At 65.8% G+C, this 15,541-nt stretch carries 20 protein-coding genes; 9 read left to right on the top strand and 11 right to left on the bottom strand.

Features of this window, described 5'->3' with window-relative positions; translation table 11 throughout:
- Window positions 1-23 precede the first annotated feature (23 nt).
- Window positions 24-386, bottom strand: coding sequence for a helix-turn-helix transcriptional regulator (locus DFR49_RS08425; protein ID WP_425454922.1), 363 nt, complete (start codon window positions 384-386; stop codon window positions 24-26).
- A gap of 489 nt (window positions 387-875) precedes the next feature.
- Window positions 876-1,115 (bottom strand): thioredoxin family protein, encoded by a 240-nt coding sequence (locus tag DFR49_RS08420; protein WP_119035145.1) that lies wholly within the window; start codon window positions 1,113-1,115, stop codon window positions 876-878.
- 132 nt (window positions 1,116-1,247) lie between these two features.
- Here DFR49_RS08420 and DFR49_RS08415 point away from each other — a divergent pair, with 132 nt between their 5' ends.
- Entirely contained in the window at window positions 1,248-1,775 is a 528-nt protein-coding gene (locus tag DFR49_RS08415; protein ID WP_170150965.1) for a MarR family winged helix-turn-helix transcriptional regulator, read from the top strand.
- Window positions 1,776-1,812: 37 nt separating this feature from the next.
- Here DFR49_RS08415 and DFR49_RS08410 read toward each other — a convergent pair whose 3' ends face one another.
- Window positions 1,813-2,415, bottom strand: a complete 603-nt coding sequence (locus DFR49_RS08410) for a redoxin domain-containing protein (RefSeq protein WP_245968297.1) — start codon at window positions 2,413-2,415, stop codon at window positions 1,813-1,815.
- On the opposite strand from DFR49_RS08410, the gene DFR49_RS08405 reads away from it, so the two are divergent.
- Together DFR49_RS08405 and DFR49_RS08400 are read left to right on the top strand one after the other, a co-directional pair.
- Window positions 2,408-2,776 carry an ArsC family reductase gene (locus DFR49_RS08405; protein ID WP_211325824.1) on the top strand — a complete coding sequence of 123 codons (369 nt, stop codon included), beginning with the start codon at window positions 2,408-2,410 and terminating at the stop codon, window positions 2,774-2,776. The two genes, DFR49_RS08410 and DFR49_RS08405, sit on opposite strands and share 8 nt — an antisense overlap.
- A gap of 64 nt (window positions 2,777-2,840) precedes the next feature.
- Complete coding sequence (locus tag DFR49_RS08400) at window positions 2,841-3,278, top strand: hypothetical protein (RefSeq protein WP_119035143.1); 438 nt, start codon at window positions 2,841-2,843, stop codon at window positions 3,276-3,278.
- 405 nt (window positions 3,279-3,683) lie between these two features.
- On the opposite strand, the gene DFR49_RS08395 is transcribed toward DFR49_RS08400, so the two are convergent.
- A complete protein-coding gene (locus DFR49_RS08395) occupies window positions 3,684-3,908 on the bottom strand; it encodes a helix-turn-helix transcriptional regulator (protein WP_119035142.1) in 225 nt (74 codons plus the stop codon).
- Entirely contained in the window at window positions 3,901-4,338 is a 438-nt protein-coding gene (locus DFR49_RS08390) for a DUF2178 domain-containing protein (RefSeq protein ID WP_119035141.1), read from the bottom strand. The genes DFR49_RS08395 and DFR49_RS08390 overlap by 8 nt, the downstream gene beginning before the upstream one ends.
- A 355-nt stretch (window positions 4,339-4,693) precedes the next feature.
- Here DFR49_RS08390 and panB point away from each other — a divergent pair, with 355 nt between their 5' ends.
- The 5 genes from panB (at window position 4,694) to DFR49_RS08365 (ending at window position 9,678) form a co-directional block, all read left to right on the top strand.
- Complete coding sequence (panB, locus tag DFR49_RS08385; protein WP_119035140.1) at window positions 4,694-5,557, top strand: 3-methyl-2-oxobutanoate hydroxymethyltransferase; 864 nt, start codon at window positions 4,694-4,696, stop codon at window positions 5,555-5,557.
- A gap of 66 nt (window positions 5,558-5,623) precedes the next feature.
- Window positions 5,624-6,325, top strand: coding sequence for a tetratricopeptide repeat protein (locus tag DFR49_RS08380; RefSeq protein WP_170150964.1), 702 nt, complete (start codon window positions 5,624-5,626; stop codon window positions 6,323-6,325).
- On the top strand, window positions 6,322-7,644 hold the full coding sequence (locus tag DFR49_RS08375; protein ID WP_211325823.1) for an outer membrane protein assembly factor BamB family protein: 1,323 nt from the start codon (window positions 6,322-6,324) through the stop codon (window positions 7,642-7,644). The genes DFR49_RS08380 and DFR49_RS08375 overlap by 4 nt, the downstream gene beginning before the upstream one ends.
- Window positions 7,645-7,790: 146 nt before the next feature.
- Window positions 7,791-9,155, top strand: a complete 1,365-nt coding sequence (gene der / locus DFR49_RS08370) for a ribosome biogenesis GTPase Der (protein WP_119035139.1) — start codon at window positions 7,791-7,793, stop codon at window positions 9,153-9,155.
- Window positions 9,156-9,252: 97 nt separating this feature from the next.
- Window positions 9,253-9,678, top strand: coding sequence for an Hpt domain-containing protein (locus tag DFR49_RS08365; protein ID WP_119035138.1), 426 nt, complete (start codon window positions 9,253-9,255; stop codon window positions 9,676-9,678).
- 57 nt (window positions 9,679-9,735) lie between these two features.
- Here DFR49_RS08365 and bfr read toward each other — a convergent pair whose 3' ends face one another.
- From bfr to purL, 4 genes are all read right to left on the bottom strand, one after another.
- Window positions 9,736-10,218 carry a bacterioferritin gene (bfr, locus tag DFR49_RS08360; RefSeq protein WP_119035137.1) on the bottom strand — a complete coding sequence of 161 codons (483 nt, stop codon included), beginning with the start codon at window positions 10,216-10,218 and terminating at the stop codon, window positions 9,736-9,738.
- Between the two features lie 98 nt (window positions 10,219-10,316).
- Window positions 10,317-10,511: a (2Fe-2S)-binding protein gene (locus DFR49_RS08355; protein WP_119035136.1), complete on the bottom strand. Its 195-nt coding sequence runs from the start codon at window positions 10,509-10,511 to the stop codon at window positions 10,317-10,319.
- A 65-nt stretch (window positions 10,512-10,576) separates the two neighbouring features.
- A complete protein-coding gene (locus DFR49_RS08350; RefSeq protein WP_119035135.1) occupies window positions 10,577-11,821 on the bottom strand; it encodes a DUF418 domain-containing protein in 1,245 nt (414 codons plus the stop codon).
- Window positions 11,822-11,834: 13 nt separating this feature from the next.
- Entirely contained in the window at window positions 11,835-14,066 is a 2,232-nt protein-coding gene (gene purL, locus DFR49_RS08345; protein ID WP_119035134.1) for a phosphoribosylformylglycinamidine synthase subunit PurL, read from the bottom strand.
- A 117-nt stretch (window positions 14,067-14,183) separates the two neighbouring features.
- Between purL and DFR49_RS08340 the strand changes: the two genes are divergently transcribed.
- On the top strand, window positions 14,184-14,588 hold the full coding sequence (locus tag DFR49_RS08340) for a PAS domain-containing protein (protein ID WP_245968296.1): 405 nt from the start codon (window positions 14,184-14,186) through the stop codon (window positions 14,586-14,588).
- Window positions 14,589-14,679: 91 nt separating this feature from the next.
- Here the strand turns inward: DFR49_RS08340 and arsC are convergent, their stop codons facing one another.
- Window positions 14,680-15,015, bottom strand: coding sequence for an arsenate reductase (glutaredoxin) (gene arsC, locus DFR49_RS08335; protein ID WP_119035133.1), 336 nt, complete (start codon window positions 15,013-15,015; stop codon window positions 14,680-14,682).
- The gene (locus tag DFR49_RS08330; protein WP_119035132.1) at window positions 15,012-15,440 is read right to left on the bottom strand and encodes a hypothetical protein; all 429 of its coding nucleotides are present in this window, start codon (window positions 15,438-15,440) and stop codon (window positions 15,012-15,014) included. The genes arsC and DFR49_RS08330 overlap by 4 nt, the downstream gene beginning before the upstream one ends.
- Between the last annotated feature and the right edge of the window lie 101 nt (window positions 15,441-15,541).

Here is a 15,541-nt window from a genome sequence, read left to right as displayed (position 1 = left end):
ATGGCGCGGTAGCTTGTGGCCGTTCAATCGGACGCCGATTTCACGGGGCGGGTTTTGCGTTGGCGGACATCCGGCCCGGGCGCGATCTTCGCTCGGCCCTCAAGATAGGTCAGGCGGCGTTGCTCCAGCCACGCCTCGACCTCCTCCAGGTCCCATACCACGCATCGCGGCGTCAGATTGAAGCGGCGCGGGAAGTCGCCGCGCTTCTCCATTTCGTAGATGGTGCTGTCGGCAAGCGGGACGATCAGCCGGAGTTCGTGCCGTCTGATCGTTCGTGGCAGGCCGGTCAGCACGGTGGCGGGGCCAGAGTACCCCACCGGGTCTCTATCGTCGCCATCCTGATATGGCATCATCAGGACGCGTACGCGGCTTGGTTTCTTGGTCATGTCTATCCTCCAATGTGGAGGAGTCCTGATGCAGGCCAGACTTTGCCTGTTCGCGTAGGCGCCGGAATCCGAAGACGCTGACGGTACTTTTTGCCGCGATCCGAGTCCGGACGTCAGAGCTAGAACGGCGCGCAAAGAGCCGATAGTAGTCGATAGATGGCTTGCGGAGGTCGGTGGAAATTCCTCAGCGATATCAGCAGCGTAGCTTTCTGACGGGTCCTGGGCCGGTAGTAATTGGGCTGTAAAATATTTTCTACAATAAATTCAGATGATTGATATGGCCCCGAGCAATCGAGTGGGAGTGAGCCGGACGATCAGAGTCCCGGCACCGGGGTGACCAACATTTTGTTTGCCCGTATCGCCGAGGATGACGATGTCGATTCCGATCTGACCGGGGAATGGATCGCCGATATCGCGGCTGGCGCTCTAAACGGATGGGCTCCGGCGGCGTTCGGCCGCCGGACACCCGATCACGTTACGGGCGCGGGATCATGCCCCTTTTACGTCGGCCATCGAGGCGCCGAAATTGATGTGATAGGGCTGACCGCCAATCACGAACGCGGGGACGGATTTGACGCCCGCTGCCTCGGCTTCCCGGATACGGCCCGGTGCATCGGCGAAGTTCACGATCTCGACATCGAACCGCTTGGGATCGAGAGAATAGGCAAGCTGCTGCTCGGCATCGACGCAGACGTTGCATCCGGCATGGTAGAATATGGCTTTCGTCATCACAGACCTCCTTGGCTGATGCATCGAGTTAGTATCGACTCGATACCTGATTCGTGCCACAGCTCCATCGCCTTGCCAAGATAGTTTTTAGTCGATACCAAAATCGATATGGCCAGGAATGATGAGGAACTGTTGCTGCGTTTCGCGCGGATCATTGCGGCCGAAGGCTATGGTCGCGGCCTCCAGCCCGTGCAGTGGCAGGCGCTTACCTATCTTGCCGCGGCGAACCGTGTTTCCCGGACCGCGAAGGCGCTCACCGCCTGGCTGGGCCAGACCAAGGGCAGCGTCTCGCAGACGATCAGCGCGCTTGAGCATAAGGGGCTCGTATCGCGCCGACAGGATCCGGGCGATCAGCGGGTCTTCCGTCTTGCTCTGACTGATGAAGGGCGCGCGATGCTGAATGCGCCGCCGCCGAGCGTTATCGCTCAGATGCTTCCACAGCTTTCAGATGGGGAGCGCGATACCTTCATGGCGCTTGTTGCCAAGATGCTTGTCGGTTCGATCGCCCGGCAGGGCGGCAGACCGTTCGGTCAGTGCCGGGCCTGCAAGCATTTCTTGATGGCGACCGAACCGGAAGGATCGCACCGCTGTGCGCTCCTCGATGTATTTCTCAGCGACGAGGACAGCCTCAGCATCTGCTACGAACAGATGCCTGCGTGATGCTTTCGTCACGGCCCGATGGCCGGCAGCCCGACGACTAAACCTCGCACACCGCCCCCGTCGCACCGGTTTCGGACAGGGGATGCGCCGCGACTTCCGCGATCAGCGTCGCGATGGCCGCGCCCAGCCGCATGTCGTCGAGATGCCCGAAATGGTTGAGCCGCAGCCGCCCCTGCCGGTCGATCAGCAGCAGCGTCGGTGTGCCGCGCATCGCATAGGTGCGCATCGTGGCGGGCAGGGGGTCGCCATCGACATGGGCGTCGATCGCGACCGGGAAGCCGATCCGATATTCGTGGAGGAAGGCGGCCAGCGCCTCGGGCGTGCCTTGCGCCGCGTGATGCTCGAACACGCTGTGGAGCCCGATCACCGCCACATCGGCCGCGGCGAAACTGGCGGCGGTGCGCTGCGCCTGCGGCAGCGCCTCGGCGACGCAGCCGGGGCACAGCATCTGGAACGCCACCGCGACCACGATGCGCCCCCGCAAGACCGCGAGGCTCAGCGGCTCGCGGGTATTGAGCCAGTGATCGACCTGCCATTCCGGCGCGACCGCAAACCGCGCCGTGTCGCCTGACTTGCCCTGTTCCATGCCGTCGATATAGCGCAAGGCGGTGATTGCGCGAAGGGGAGACGCCTTGACCACGATCTATGGTATTCGGAACTGCGACACGATGAAGAAGGCGCGGGGCTGGCTCGACGCACACGGCGTCGCCTATGATTTTCACGATTACAAGACGGCGGGTATCCACGCCGAGACGCTGCGCGGCTGGGCGGGCATCGTCGGCTGGGAGACGCTGCTCAACCGCGCCGGCACCACCTTCCGCAAGTTGCCCGAAGCGGACAAGGCCGATCTGGACGAGGCGGCAGCGATCGCGCTGATGGTCGCGCAGCCGTCGATGATCAAACGGCCGGTATTGGAGCAAGGCGGCGCGCTGCTGGTCGGGTTCAAGCCCGAGCGATACGCCGCGATGTTCGGCGAGTCGGGGATGGTTACGCCCGCGTAAATCGCGATTGCATTCGGCGACGAACGAGCGCAGCTTTCGGTCCCGAAACTTCGGGAGAGGAACGATGGCGTATCTGCGGCAGCGGCCCACCGCCGCCTTCCGGGTGGTCGCGATTCTGCTGACCTTATGGAATGCGTTCGGTTGCTATGCCTGGTATCTGCAATGGACGCTCGGCGCCGATGCGATGGGGCCGGCGACCGATTATGATCGGCAACTCTACGCCGCGCTGCCGGGCTGGTACAACGGGGCCTATGCGGTCGCCGTCGGGGCGGGGCTGCTCGGCGCGTTTGCGCTGCTCGCGCGATCGGCGGCGGCGCGCTGGCTGTTCGTGCTGTCGCTGATCGCGATCGTGGTGATGTTCGGATACCTTTTCCTCGCGACTGATGTGATCGCGGTGAAAGGCGCGGGCACGACGCTGCCGTTTCCGATCCTGATCGCGCTGATCGCGATCTTCGCGATCTGGTTCACCGGCTATGCGACACGGCGAGGCTGGGTAAGCTAGTCCCCTGAATCTGAAGTTCGTCGCATTGATTTCGTCATCCCGGGCTTGACCCGGGATCCCGCTTTTCTTCGGTCCGTCCGCGCAAGGAAGCGGGACCCCGGGTCAAGCCCGGGGTGACGATGATGACAGGAACTTCGATTCCACCATACTAGGGCCGGCCGACATTCAGCCCATGTTGGCCTGCAAATGGCGGTTCCTCGCGCTTCCTTTTAGAGTCGGATGATTTTACGTTGATCCGTTCGCCCTGAGCTTGTCGAAGCCTGTCCTGAGCGCCTGCCTTGGCAGGCAGTCGAAGGGAGCCGTTCTGCGATGGGCTCGTTAATCGCTTGCGGCACGAAGTGCGGCCCTTCGACAAGCTCAGGGCGAACGGGTTTGGGGAGCGGTTCGACGTAAAGGCATCCGGCTTCAGGAGGAGCTGTCCTCCTCCCAGCGGAAGACCTCCTCCAGCGGTTTGCCGAACACGCGGGCGATCCGGAACGCGGCTTCGAGCGTGGGCGAATATTTGCCCGCCTCGATCGCGGCGATCGTCTGGCGCGTCACGCCGATCCGGTCGCCGAGATCGGCCTGGGTCATTTCGCCGGCGAGGAAGCGCAGCGTGCGGATATCGTTGGCGATCGGGGGCTTAGCCATGCCAGCCCCTCCGATAGCTGACGATGACGAGAACGTACCGTATCGCCTCGGCGAGCACCAGTGCGAGCAAGGCGGCGTTGGCGATCTTCCAGCGTGGCTCGCTGAACGGCATGACCACCCCGACCACGATCATCCCCACCATCAGCACGACATAGGCCACGCCTGTCGCGCGCCGCGCGATCGCCCGGTCGCGTTCGTCGGCCTTGGCATTGGCATCCTTTTGCGCCCGGATCGCGAGGATCGAGGTGGCAATGGCGATCACGATCACCTGCGCGACCGTCACCATGCCGAACAGCGCCAGCATCGCGACCGTCGGCGGCCCGTCGGGGCGGCTCAGATCAAAACGCGTGGCCAGCAACCAGAAGTAGATTGAATAGGCAATGAGCATCGACCCGAGGGTTACCCATGCCAGCTTCTCCCTGAACGCCATCGATCGACTCCGTGTCATGGATTGATGGCATCATGTTAAATATATTGAACATGAAGTCAATAGAAATGAACATTATCGTTGCCGCCGCGCGCCGCGCCGTCCGTGGATCGGCGATGGCGGAGGAGGGAATGCGGCGGCGGAAAGTTAGGCGAAGGTGAGGCCAAAACGGCAAGAACGGCGCTTCGACAACCTTGGGTCGAGTCGGCGCCTATTCCCTCCCGATTTTCAGTACGATGTCATAGCATGGACGGGCCTTGTAGGACAGCACGGTGCAGCAGTCGGATGGGGCGGGGCGCCGTGCGCGTGAGGGCGAGGCGCTGGCGTCGCCTCGATCGAGCGGCTAAGGAGCGCGGCCATGTCCACCACCTATACGATCGACACCTCGACCAGCCGGGCGACTCCGGTCTCCGCGCCGATGAAGCGGATGACAGTGCCCGCGATCCGCAAGCGCAAGGGCACGGATCAGCCGCTGGTGATGCTCACCGCCTATACCGCGCCGATGGCGCACCTGTTCGATCCGCATTGCGACGTGCTGCTCGTCGGGGACAGTCTGGGCCAGGTCATCTACGGTCTGCCCTCGACCGTGCCGGTGACGCTCGAGATGATGGCGGCGCACGGCAGCGCGGTGGTGCGCGGCAGCTATCACAGCCTGATCGTCATCGATCTGCCGTTCGGCAGCTACGAGGCGTCGCCGGTGCAGGCGTTCGAGAGCGCGTCGTGGCTGATGAAGCAGACCGGCGCGGCCGCGGTGAAGATGGAAGGCGGCGCGGCGATGGCCGAAACCGTGCGTTTCCTCACCGAGCGCGGGATTCCGGTGATGGGGCATGTCGGCCTTACCCCGCAGGCGGTGAACATGCTCGGCGGCTATGGCGCGCGCGGGCGCAGCCAGGAAGAAGCCTCGAAGATCATCGACGACGGCAAGGCGATCGCCGCGGCCGGCGCGTTCAGCCTTGTCGTCGAAGGCGTGGTCGAACCGATCGCGGTCGAACTGACCCGCGGCATCGACTGCCCGACGATCGGCATCGGCGCATCGGCGCAATGCGACGGCCAGGTGCTCGTCGCGGAGGACATGCTCGGGCTGTTCGAACGCACCCCGCGCTTCGTCAAGCGCTTCGACGATTTGGCCGGCCGCATTTCCGCCGCGGTCGAGACCTATGCAGGCGAAGTGCGCTCGCGTGCGTTTCCCGGCGCGGAACAGACGTACGCGCCCAAGGATTGAGTCGCTTCCGTTTCGCTTTGCGCGCGGGTAATGTCCGCGCCTTTCCGATGATCTAGGAGTTCCCCTTTGGCGTCCCAGCCCCCGACCAACGAGGTTTTCTTCCGCGAGGTGGATGAGGAGCTTCGCCGCGACGAGATGGCCGAATTCGCACGCCGTTATGGCGTTTGGGTGATCGTCGCCATCGTCGCCGCGCTGCTGGCGCTGGGGGGCTTCCTCTATTGGCGTCATCATCAGGAACAGGTGGCGGGCACGCAGGGCGAGCAATTCCAGCAGGCGATCCAGGCGCTCGGCGCGAACAAGGTCGACGAGGCGTCGAAACAGCTCGCCCCGCTCGCGGCCTCGGATATCGACGGCTATCGTGCGATGGCGCGCTTCACCGAGGCGGATATCCTGCTCCAGAAGAACGATCTCAAGGGCGCGGCGGCGAAATTCGCCAGCATCGCGCAGGATCAGTCGCTGGCCGAATCGTTCCGCGATCTCGCGCTGATCCGGCAAACGGCGGCCGAATATGATTCGTTGAAGCCCGACGTGGTGATCAGCCGCCTGCGTGGCCTGGCGGTGAAGGGCGGCCCGTGGTTCGGCAGCGCCGGCGAAATGGTCGCGCTCGCCTATCTTCGTCAGGGCCGCCGCGATCTCGCGGGTGATCTGTTCGGGCAGATCGCCGCCACCGAGCATGTCCCCGAATCGATCCGTCAACGTGCGGTTCAGATGTCGGGCACTCTAGGGGTGGATGCGGTCGACCAGAACGAGGACAAGGCAGCGCAATGATCAAGTTGATGAAGGCGCCCGCCGTCGGGATGGCGCTGCTGGCGCTTGCCGGCTGCGGTATTTTCAAGGGCGGCGGCAAGAAGACGCCGACCGTCGGCGATCGCGTGCCGATTCTGGTCGCGGAAGACGATATCTCGGCCGATCCCGCGCTCAAGGCGGTCGAGGTGCTGCTGCCGGCGCCCACGGTCAACGCGGCGTGGAGCCAGCCGGGCGGCAACGCGGCCAAATCGATGGGGCAACTCGCGCTCGGCGGATCGCTGGCGCGTGCCTGGACCGCGCAGATCGCGGGCGGATCGAACCGCCAGCGGCTTGCCGCTGCCCCCGTCGTTGCCGACGGGCGCGTCTATGCGATCGACGTCGATGCCGTCGTCCATGCCTTTTCGGCCGATAACGGCGCGACGCTGTGGACGCGCCAGATCGCCACCGGCAAGGAGAACGAGGCCGCCCGCTTCGGCGGCGGCGTCAGCTTCGATAACGGCACGCTTTATGCGACCGACGGGCTGGGCGACGTCGTCGCGCTCAAGGCGGCCGACGGCGCCGAGGTGTGGCGGGCGCGCCCGGGCGGCCCGCTGCGCGGCGCACCGTCGATCGGCAACGGCAACGTCTATGTGCTGAGCCAGGACAATCAGCTCTACGCGCTGTCGCAGGCCGATGGCAAAATCGCCTGGACCGAGAGCGCCTCGCTCGAATCGCAGGGCGTGTTCGGGGTGGCCGCGCCCGCGGTGGCGCAGGGCAGCATCGTCGCGGGCTTCTCGTCGGGCGAACTCAACGCCTATCGCTACGAGAACGGCCGCACCTTGTGGCAGGATGCGCTGTCGCGCACGACGATTTCGACCTCGGTGTCCTCGCTCGCCGATATCGACGCCGATCCGGTGATCGATCAGGGCCGCGTCTACGCGGTCGGGCAGGGCGGGCGGATGGTCGCGATCCAGCTCGATACCGGCCAGCGCTTGTGGGAGCAGGATTTCGCGGGCATCTCGACGCCGTGGGTGGCGGGCGAATGGGTGTTCGTCGTCACCGACGATGCCAAGCTGATCTGCCTGTCGAGCAGCAGCGGCAAGATCCGCTGGCTCCACCAGCTTCGCCATTACAAGAACGAGAAGAAGAGCAAGGGGCTGATCATCTGGACGGGGCCGGTGCTCGCGGGCAATCGCCTGATCCTCGCCAACAGCGAGGGCGAGGTGGTGTTCGCCTCACCCCAGACGGGCGAGGAGACCGGCCGGATGCCGGTGGATAAGGCGATCACGCTGCCGCCGGTGGTGGCCGACAACACGCTGTATATCCTCGATCATTCGGGCCGCATTTCGGCCTTCCGTTGAGAACGCAAGGAGCGCGAGCGAAAGCTCGCTGCGTTCCCGCGAAAGCGGGAATCCGGGGCCGCGGGCGCACCGCTTGTCGTCCCGGGTTCCCGCCTTCGCGGGAACGCGGCTTTTCTTGCATCGCCGACACACGTTAGAAGGCACGCATGTCCAGGCTTCCCACCGTCGCGATCATCGGCCGGCCCAATGTCGGCAAGTCGACGCTGTTCAACCGGCTCGTCGGCAAGAAGCTCGCGTTGGTCGACGACCAGCCGGGGGTGACGCGCGATCGGCGCGAGGGCGACGCGAGCCTGATCGGGCTCGATTTCCGCGTCATCGATACCGCCGGTTACGAGGATGAGGACGCCGCGACGCTGCCGGGCCGGATGCGCGTGCAGACCGAGGCGGCGGTGCGCCAGGCCGATGTCGCGCTGTTCCTGATCGATGCGCGCGCGGGGCTGGTGCCGCTCGACGAGGAGATCGCCCGCTGGCTGCGCGGATCGACCACGCCGATCGTGCTCGTCGCCAACAAGGCCGAGGGCCGCGCGGGCGAGGCGGGCGTCTACGAGGCGATGGCGCTCGGGCTCGGCGATCCGGTGCAACTCTCGGCCGAACATGGCGAAGGCATGGGCGATCTGTTCGAGGCACTGCTGCCGCATCTCGACGGCAAGGCGATCGAGGCCGAAGACGACGACCCGGAGAGCCCCGACGCCCCCCTCAAGCTCGCGATCGTCGGGCGGCCCAATGCCGGCAAGTCGACGCTGATCAACCGGATGCTGGGCGAGGATCGGCTGATCACCGGCCCCGAGGCGGGGATCACGCGCGATTCGATCGCGATCGACTGGCAGTGGCACGATCCCGAAGGCGGGGTCCGCGAGGTGCGGCTGATCGATACCGCGGGGATGCGCAAGCGCGCGCGCGTGCAGGACAAGCTCGAAAAGCTATCGGTGTCGGATGCGTTGCGCGCGGTCGATTTCGCCGAGGTCGTGGTGCTGCTGCTCGATGCGACGCGCGGGCTCGAGGTGCAGGATCTCAAGATCGCCGCGAATGTCCTCGAAGAAGGCCGCGCGCTCGTCATCGCGCTCAACAAATGGGATGTGGCCGAAAACGCGTCGTCGCTGTTCAACGGCGTGCGTGGCGCGCTCGAGGACGGGCTGTCGCAGGCCAAGGGCATTCCGTTGCTCACCGTCTCGGCGGCGACGGGCAAGGGTATCGATACGCTGATCAAGGTCGCGTTCGAAACGCGCGAGGCATGGTCGCGCCGCGTCGGCACCGGCGAACTCAACCGCTGGTTCGAACGCGCGGTCGATGCCAATCCGCCGCCCGCGCCCGGCGGCAAGCGGATCAAGCTGCGCTATCTGACGCAGGCCAAGACGCGGCCCCCCGGCTTCGTACTGTTCGGCACGCGGGTCGATCAGCTTCCCGACAGCTATCAGCGCTATCTGATCAACGGCATCCGCCGCGATCTCGGTTTCGGTGCGGTGCCGATCCGGCTGACGCTGCGCGCGCCTAAAAACCCGTTCGGCGGCTGACGGCGATCTCGTCAACCGCGCGTTTACCGACTTCTGATAGTGCCGGGAGGTCGGTGCTGCTGGGGGATCGCGGTGCCGCGCGGGGAATGATGATACGATGAACGAACAGGATTCGCTGGTCGACTGGACGGCCTTTCAGCAGGCCCGCAGCGAGTTGGGCGCCAGCTTCGTGCGCATTCTCGGCTATTTCCATGAAGACGGCGTGAAATCGGTCGCGGCGATCGAAGACGCGATGCGGCGCGCCGATTCGGCCGCGCTCGTCCTTCCCGCGCATACGCTGAAAGGCGAGTCGCACCAATTCGGCGCGGGGCCGCTTGCGCTGCTGTCCGAACGGATCGAGGTGACGGCGCGCGCCTGCGTCGAGAGCCGCGACGATCCCAGCGAGGCGCTCGAACTCGTGGTTCAGCTCCGCCCGTTGTTCGAACGGACGCTCGAGATGCTCGAACGCGAGGCCAACCCGCTGGTCCAGCGCCATGCGGGCAATGGCTTCGGCCGCCGCGCGGGCGGCTTCGGCCAGGCCTGAGCGTTTGTTTGGGAAATCGCGAAAGAGCGATTTCCGTGGCCGGTGCGGCATCCCAAATCAATCTTCGCTGGCGGGCTTCGACTGCAACTGGACGTAATTCTCGATTCCCATCCGCTCGATCATGTCGAACTGGGTTTCGAGCGTATCGACATGCTCCTCCTCGCTGACGAGGATGCGGCGGAACAGGTCGCGGCTGACGTAATCGCGCACCTGCTCGCAATATTCGATCGCGTTCTTGAGTTGCGGCACCGCGTCCATCTCGAGCGCGAGATCGGCCTTGAGGATCTCCTCGACCGTCTCGCCGATCCTGAGCCGCCCCAGCAGTTGGAAATTGGGCAGCCCATCGAGAAACAGGATGCGCTCCGCCAGCATGTCGGCGTGCTTCATCTCGTCGATCGATTCGTCGTGTTCGAACTTGGCGAGCCGCTTGACGCCCCAGTGATCGAGCATCCGGTAATGCAGGAAATACTGGTTGATCGCGGTCAGCTCGTTCTTGAGCGCCTCGTTCAAAAAATCGATGACCTTGGGATCGCCCTTCATGGCCGCCTCCTATGTGCTGGCCTGCGACTCTACGCCATCGCCGCTGCGAAGGACACCCGAAAAATGGCGGAAATCAGGGGTTTTTCTTGATGCGAATGCTACGCAGCCGCGCGCGTTTCGTCCATCGCCGCGGCCCGTTCGGCGTCGATGATCTCACGTGCGTAGCAGACGCACTGGCCGCATTTGGGCTGGCGATCGAGCGCGCGATACGCCTGGCAGACCGTCGCCGCGCCGCCGCGCGCCGCGGCGCGGACGTCTTCTTCGCGAAGGGCATTGCAGACACAGACGACCAATTCGGGCTCCTTCCGGTGCCGATCGTCTAGGGCTATTGCGACTGATTCGCAAGCCCTATTGCGAGCTATTCGCGTTTGCTTGGTGGCTTGTGGCTGATGCGCATCGGTTGCAGCGCGCGGCGGGCCAGGCTGCGCCACAGCCATTCGGCCGGGCCATAAGCGAATCGCGCGAGCCACGGCGCCGACCAGAGCAGGATCAGCGCCCACATCGCGAGCACGAACGGCACCAGCGCCGCGCGCGAGAACGCCCCGAACCAGCCGCCGCCATAGCCGTAGAAGATCGTCGTCAAAACGATGCTGCTGGCGAGATAGTTGGTCAGCGCCATCCGCCCCGCCGCCGCCAGCCGCGCGACGAGCCATCGCATCTTCCCGCTCGCCACCAGCAGGATCAGCGCGCTCGCATAGCCGAGCATGATCGCCGGGCGCAGCATGAGGCTCGCGACATCCGCGCCGTGCATCGCCACCGGATCGAGACCGACGGCGCCGCCCGCGATCCATGCCGTCAACACCAGCGCGACCGCGCCCGCGACGATCAGCGCGCGATGCGCCCGCGCGGGCCAGCGCGTGAAATAGCCGGTGCGATAGAGGCCGATCCCCAGCGCCGCCATGCCGAGCGATTCGACCAGCAATTGCGGCAGCATCCGCTGGATCGCGAGCGCGTTGGCGATCCGTGCCGCCTCGATGTCCGCGAAATCGCCACGATAGGCCGCGAGTTCGCGTGCGGCCGCCGCCGCGTCGGGCGTCGACAGCCGCATCCAGTGCGCGATCGTATCGGCGGCGGCGTCGGGCTGGCTGGCGGCCGCCCGCAGCGTATCGAGCGCCCACCAGGCATCGACGTGCATCGCGATGTCGACGCCCCAGAACACCAGCGCCATGTAGAACAGCGCCGCCGGGCGCCACGCAATCGCGAAGAACAGGATCGCGCCGGTCACCGCATATTCGGCCAGAATGTCGCCGTGCCAGATCAGATAGGCGTGGATGAGGCCGATCACGAGCAGCCATGCCATCCGCTGGTAATGCACCGCCGCCGGGCTCGCGCCGCGCGCCGCCGCGCGATCGGCGACGATCGCCATCGAGGCGCCGAACAGCATCGTGAACAGCCCGCGCATCTTGCCGTCGGCGATCACGAACGCCGCCAGCCACGCGATCAGGTCCGCGCCTCCGCTGCCGCCATAGGCACGCGGATCGCCATAGGCGGCGCTGGGCATCGCCATCCCGACCACGTTCATGATCAGGATGCCGAGCACCGCGAACCCGCGCACGGTGTCGATCGCGGTGATCCGCGCGATTGGTGGGGCGGGGGAGGTCACCCCACGCCTTGCATCAGGTGCGCGCCGAATCCGCGCCCATGATTTTCGGGAAGAACCCTTCGTGCACCGCGCGCAGGTCGTCGAGGGGCACGCAGAAGTCGTTGTCGTGCAGCTCGAAGATGAGGCGCTTGCCCGCGGTGCGCCCGATCCGTTCGACCTCGACCCCGGCGGCATCGGCGCCGGTCAGGAAATCGAGCAGATGCGCGTCGTCGACGGTGGCGACGTACAGCCCCTGATCCTCGGCGAAGAACTGCTTGGCGATATGCCCCGGCCCGGCGGGCTGGATCAGCGCGCCGATATTACCCGCAAGCGCCATTTCGGCGATCGCGACCGCGAGCCCGCCGTCGGACACGTCGTGCACCGCCGTCAGTGCGCCGATCGTGATCTGGCCGCGCACGAAATCGCCCGTCCGGCGCTCGGCAGCGAGATCGACCGGCGGCGGCGGCCCGGCCTCGGCGCCCTCGCGGCCGTGGACCTCGCGCAGCCACAGCGACTGGCCGAGATGCCCGCCACGCGTGCCGATCACCACCAGCACGTCGCCGCTGCCCTTGAAGCCGATCGTGGCGGATTTGGACCAGTCCCGAAGCAGCCCGACGCCGCCGATCGCGGGGGTGGGCAGGATCGCGGACCCGCTGCCGTCGTCGGTCCTGGTCTCGTTATAGAGGCTGACGTTGCCGCTCACGATCGGGAAATCAAGCGCCGCGCACGCCTCGGCCATGCCCTCGATGCAGCCGACGAACTGGCCCATGATCTCGGGCCGCTGCGGGTTGCCGAAATTCATGCAATCGGTGGTCGCCAGCGGGGTGGCGCCGACCGCGGTCAGGTTGCGCCACGCTTCCGCGATCGCCTGCCGCCCGCCCTCGACGGGATCGGCGAAGCAGTAGCGCGGGGTGCAATCGGTGGTGATCGCCAGCGCCTTGTTCGTGCCGTGGACGCGCACCACCGCGGCGTCGCCGCCGGGGCGCTGCACGGTGTCGGCGCCGACCATGTGGTCATATTGCTCCCAGATCCAGCGGCGGCTGGCGATGTCGGGCGATCCCATCAGCGTCTTGAGGTCGGCGGCAAGGTCGGCGACGTCGGGGACGTCGTGGAGCGGGGCGGGGGGCGTCGTCGGCACCCACGGCCGGTCATAGGCCGGGGGATCGTCGGCAAGCGGCCCCAGCGGGATGTCGCACACCGTCTCGCCTTCGAACTTGAGCACCATCCGCCCGGTATCGGTGACATGCCCGATCACCGCGAAATCCAATTCCCATTTGCGGAAGATCGCCTCGGCCTCGGGCTCGCGGCCGGGCTTCAGGACCATCAGCATGCGCTCCTGCGATTCGCTGAGCATCATCTCATAGGGCGTCATGCCGGTTTCGCGCTGGGGCACGTCGTCCATCACCAGCTCGATCCCGACGCCGCCCTTCGACGCCATCTCGACCGACGACGAGGTGAGCCCGGCCGCGCCCATATCCTGGATCGCGACGATCGCGTCCGACGCCATCAGTTCGAGGCACGCCTCGATCAGCAATTTCTCGGTGAACGGATCGCCGACCTGCACCGTGGGGCGCTTATCGTCCGAATCCTCGTCGAAATCGGCCGAGGCCATCGTCGCGCCGTGGATGCCGTCACGCCCGGTCTTGGAGCCGACATAGACGATCGGATTGCCCACACCCGAGGCAGCCGAATAGAAGATCTTGTCGGTCTGCGCGACGCCGACGGTCATCGCGTTGACGAGGATGTTGCCGTCGTAGGCGCGGTGGAAATCGACCTCGCCGCCCACCGTCGGCACGCCGACGCAATTGCCGTAACCGCCGATGCCCGAGACGACACCCGCGATCAGATGGCGCATCTTGGGGTGGTCGGGTGAGCCGAAACGCAGCGCGTTCATATTCGCCACCGGCCGCGCGCCCATCGTGAAGACGTCGCGCAGGATGCCGCCGACGCCCGTCGCCGCGCCCTGATACGGCTCGATATACGACGGGTGGTTGTGGCTTTCCATCTTGAAGATCGCCGCCTGCCCGTCGCCGATATCGATCACGCCGGCATTTTCGCCGGGGCCGCAAATGACCTGGGGGCCGGTGGTCGGCAGCTTCTTCAGGTGGATGCGCGAGCTTTTGTAGCTGCAATGCTCGGACCACATCACCGAAAAGATGCCGAGTTCGACAAGGTTCGGTGCGCGGCCCAGCGCGTTCAGGACGCGCGCATATTCTTCGGACGACAGCCCGTGCTGGGCGACGATCTCTGGCGTGATCTCGGTCATGGCGCGGCTTTAGCCGGGCCGCATCGACGCGTCACCCCGCTTTGCCGCTTTACCTCGCCTTCACGTTGATCGATTACGAATCATGCCAGCCCGATACGGGCCAACGAGCGAGTGTGTGTGGCCGGTCCTTTGCTCAAGCTGCCGAACGAATTCCGCGCCGGGCCGGGGATCGGGGAAGGTCCGCGACCGCTGCCGGCGGCGTGGGAATGCGCGCTCGACGGCGACGTATTGCGCTGGGCGCCGGGCGTCTACGACCTGTTCGGCCTGCCGCGCGGTTGCGCGATCGACCGGCGCGACATCGTCGCGATGTATGATCCCGAATCGCGGGTGCTGCTCGATCAATTGCGCAGCCACGCGATCGCGACCTGCGGCAGCTTCACCTTTGAAGCAAAAATCCTGCGGCCGGGCGGGGCGCCCCGCTGGATGCTCGTGACCGCCGACATCATCGTGCGCAACGGCAGCGCGACGCATCTCTATGGCACCAAGCTCGACATCACCGCCGAGATGCCGGCGGGGCGGTAGCTGTTGATCGTGCTCGCCCAGGGTGCGGAGCACTGCGCCTGAGACCCTGGGTTCCCGCTTCCGCGGGAACACATCGGATCGAGCGGAATTTTTAAAGAATCTCGCGCACCTTCTCGGGCGGGCGGCCGAGCACCACGCCTTTGTCAGTCGCGACCAGCGGGCGCTCGATCAGGATCGGATCGGCCGTCATCGCGGCGAGGATCGAGTCGTCGTCGGCATTTTTCAGCGCTTTTGCGCCCGCCTCGGCGGTGCGCAGCCCCTCGCGCGGCGTCATGCCCGCGCGCGCGTACAGCGCCTTGAGATCGGCCGCACTCGGCGGCGCCTTGAGATAGTCGATCACCGTCACCTCGGCGCCTGCCGCTTCGAGGATCGCCAGCGCCTCGCGCGATTTGGAACAGCGCGGGTTGTGCAGAATCGTCGCCTTCATCGTGTCTCCGTTTCGCAGGTCAGCCGGCCGCGGCTGGCCCGGCTATAGTCGAATCCGCTCGCTTCGAGCCGGTCGTTGTCGATCACGCGCACGCTCGTCGCGGGCCGGATGACATGCTGCGCATCAAGCACGAAACAGACGTAGCGGGCAAATGCGGTGGCGTCGTCGGTGCCCGCGATCGGGGTTGCGTCCCATTGGTCCCCGGCCGGCGAATAGACGATGTCGGCGACGTTCGGATCGGCGCGCAGCGCGGCGATCGCGGCCGATACCAGCCGCTGCCGGTTGGAAACGACGGGCGGTGCCGGGTCGGGCCGGTTGCGATAGTGCCACCACAGCAACGCGGCGCACCCGATCAGCCCGGCGACCAGTATCCAGAAGGCGCGGGGCGGCGGTCGCCGGCGTTGCTTTTGGCGGAGTCGGGGCATCGTGGGTTTGTCCTATGAGTCTGTTCGGGAAATCGCGAAAGAGCGATTTCCGAGGCGGCACCGGCCCGCTCCCCCACCCCACCTCCCACGTAATTATACTG

Source organism: Hephaestia caeni (assembly GCF_003550065.1).
In the GTDB taxonomy this organism is placed as follows: domain Bacteria; phylum Pseudomonadota; class Alphaproteobacteria; order Sphingomonadales; family Sphingomonadaceae; genus Sphingomonas; species Sphingomonas caeni_A.
Note: the sequence above shows the minus strand (reverse complement) of the source record. Positions and strands in the feature narration are given on the sequence as shown.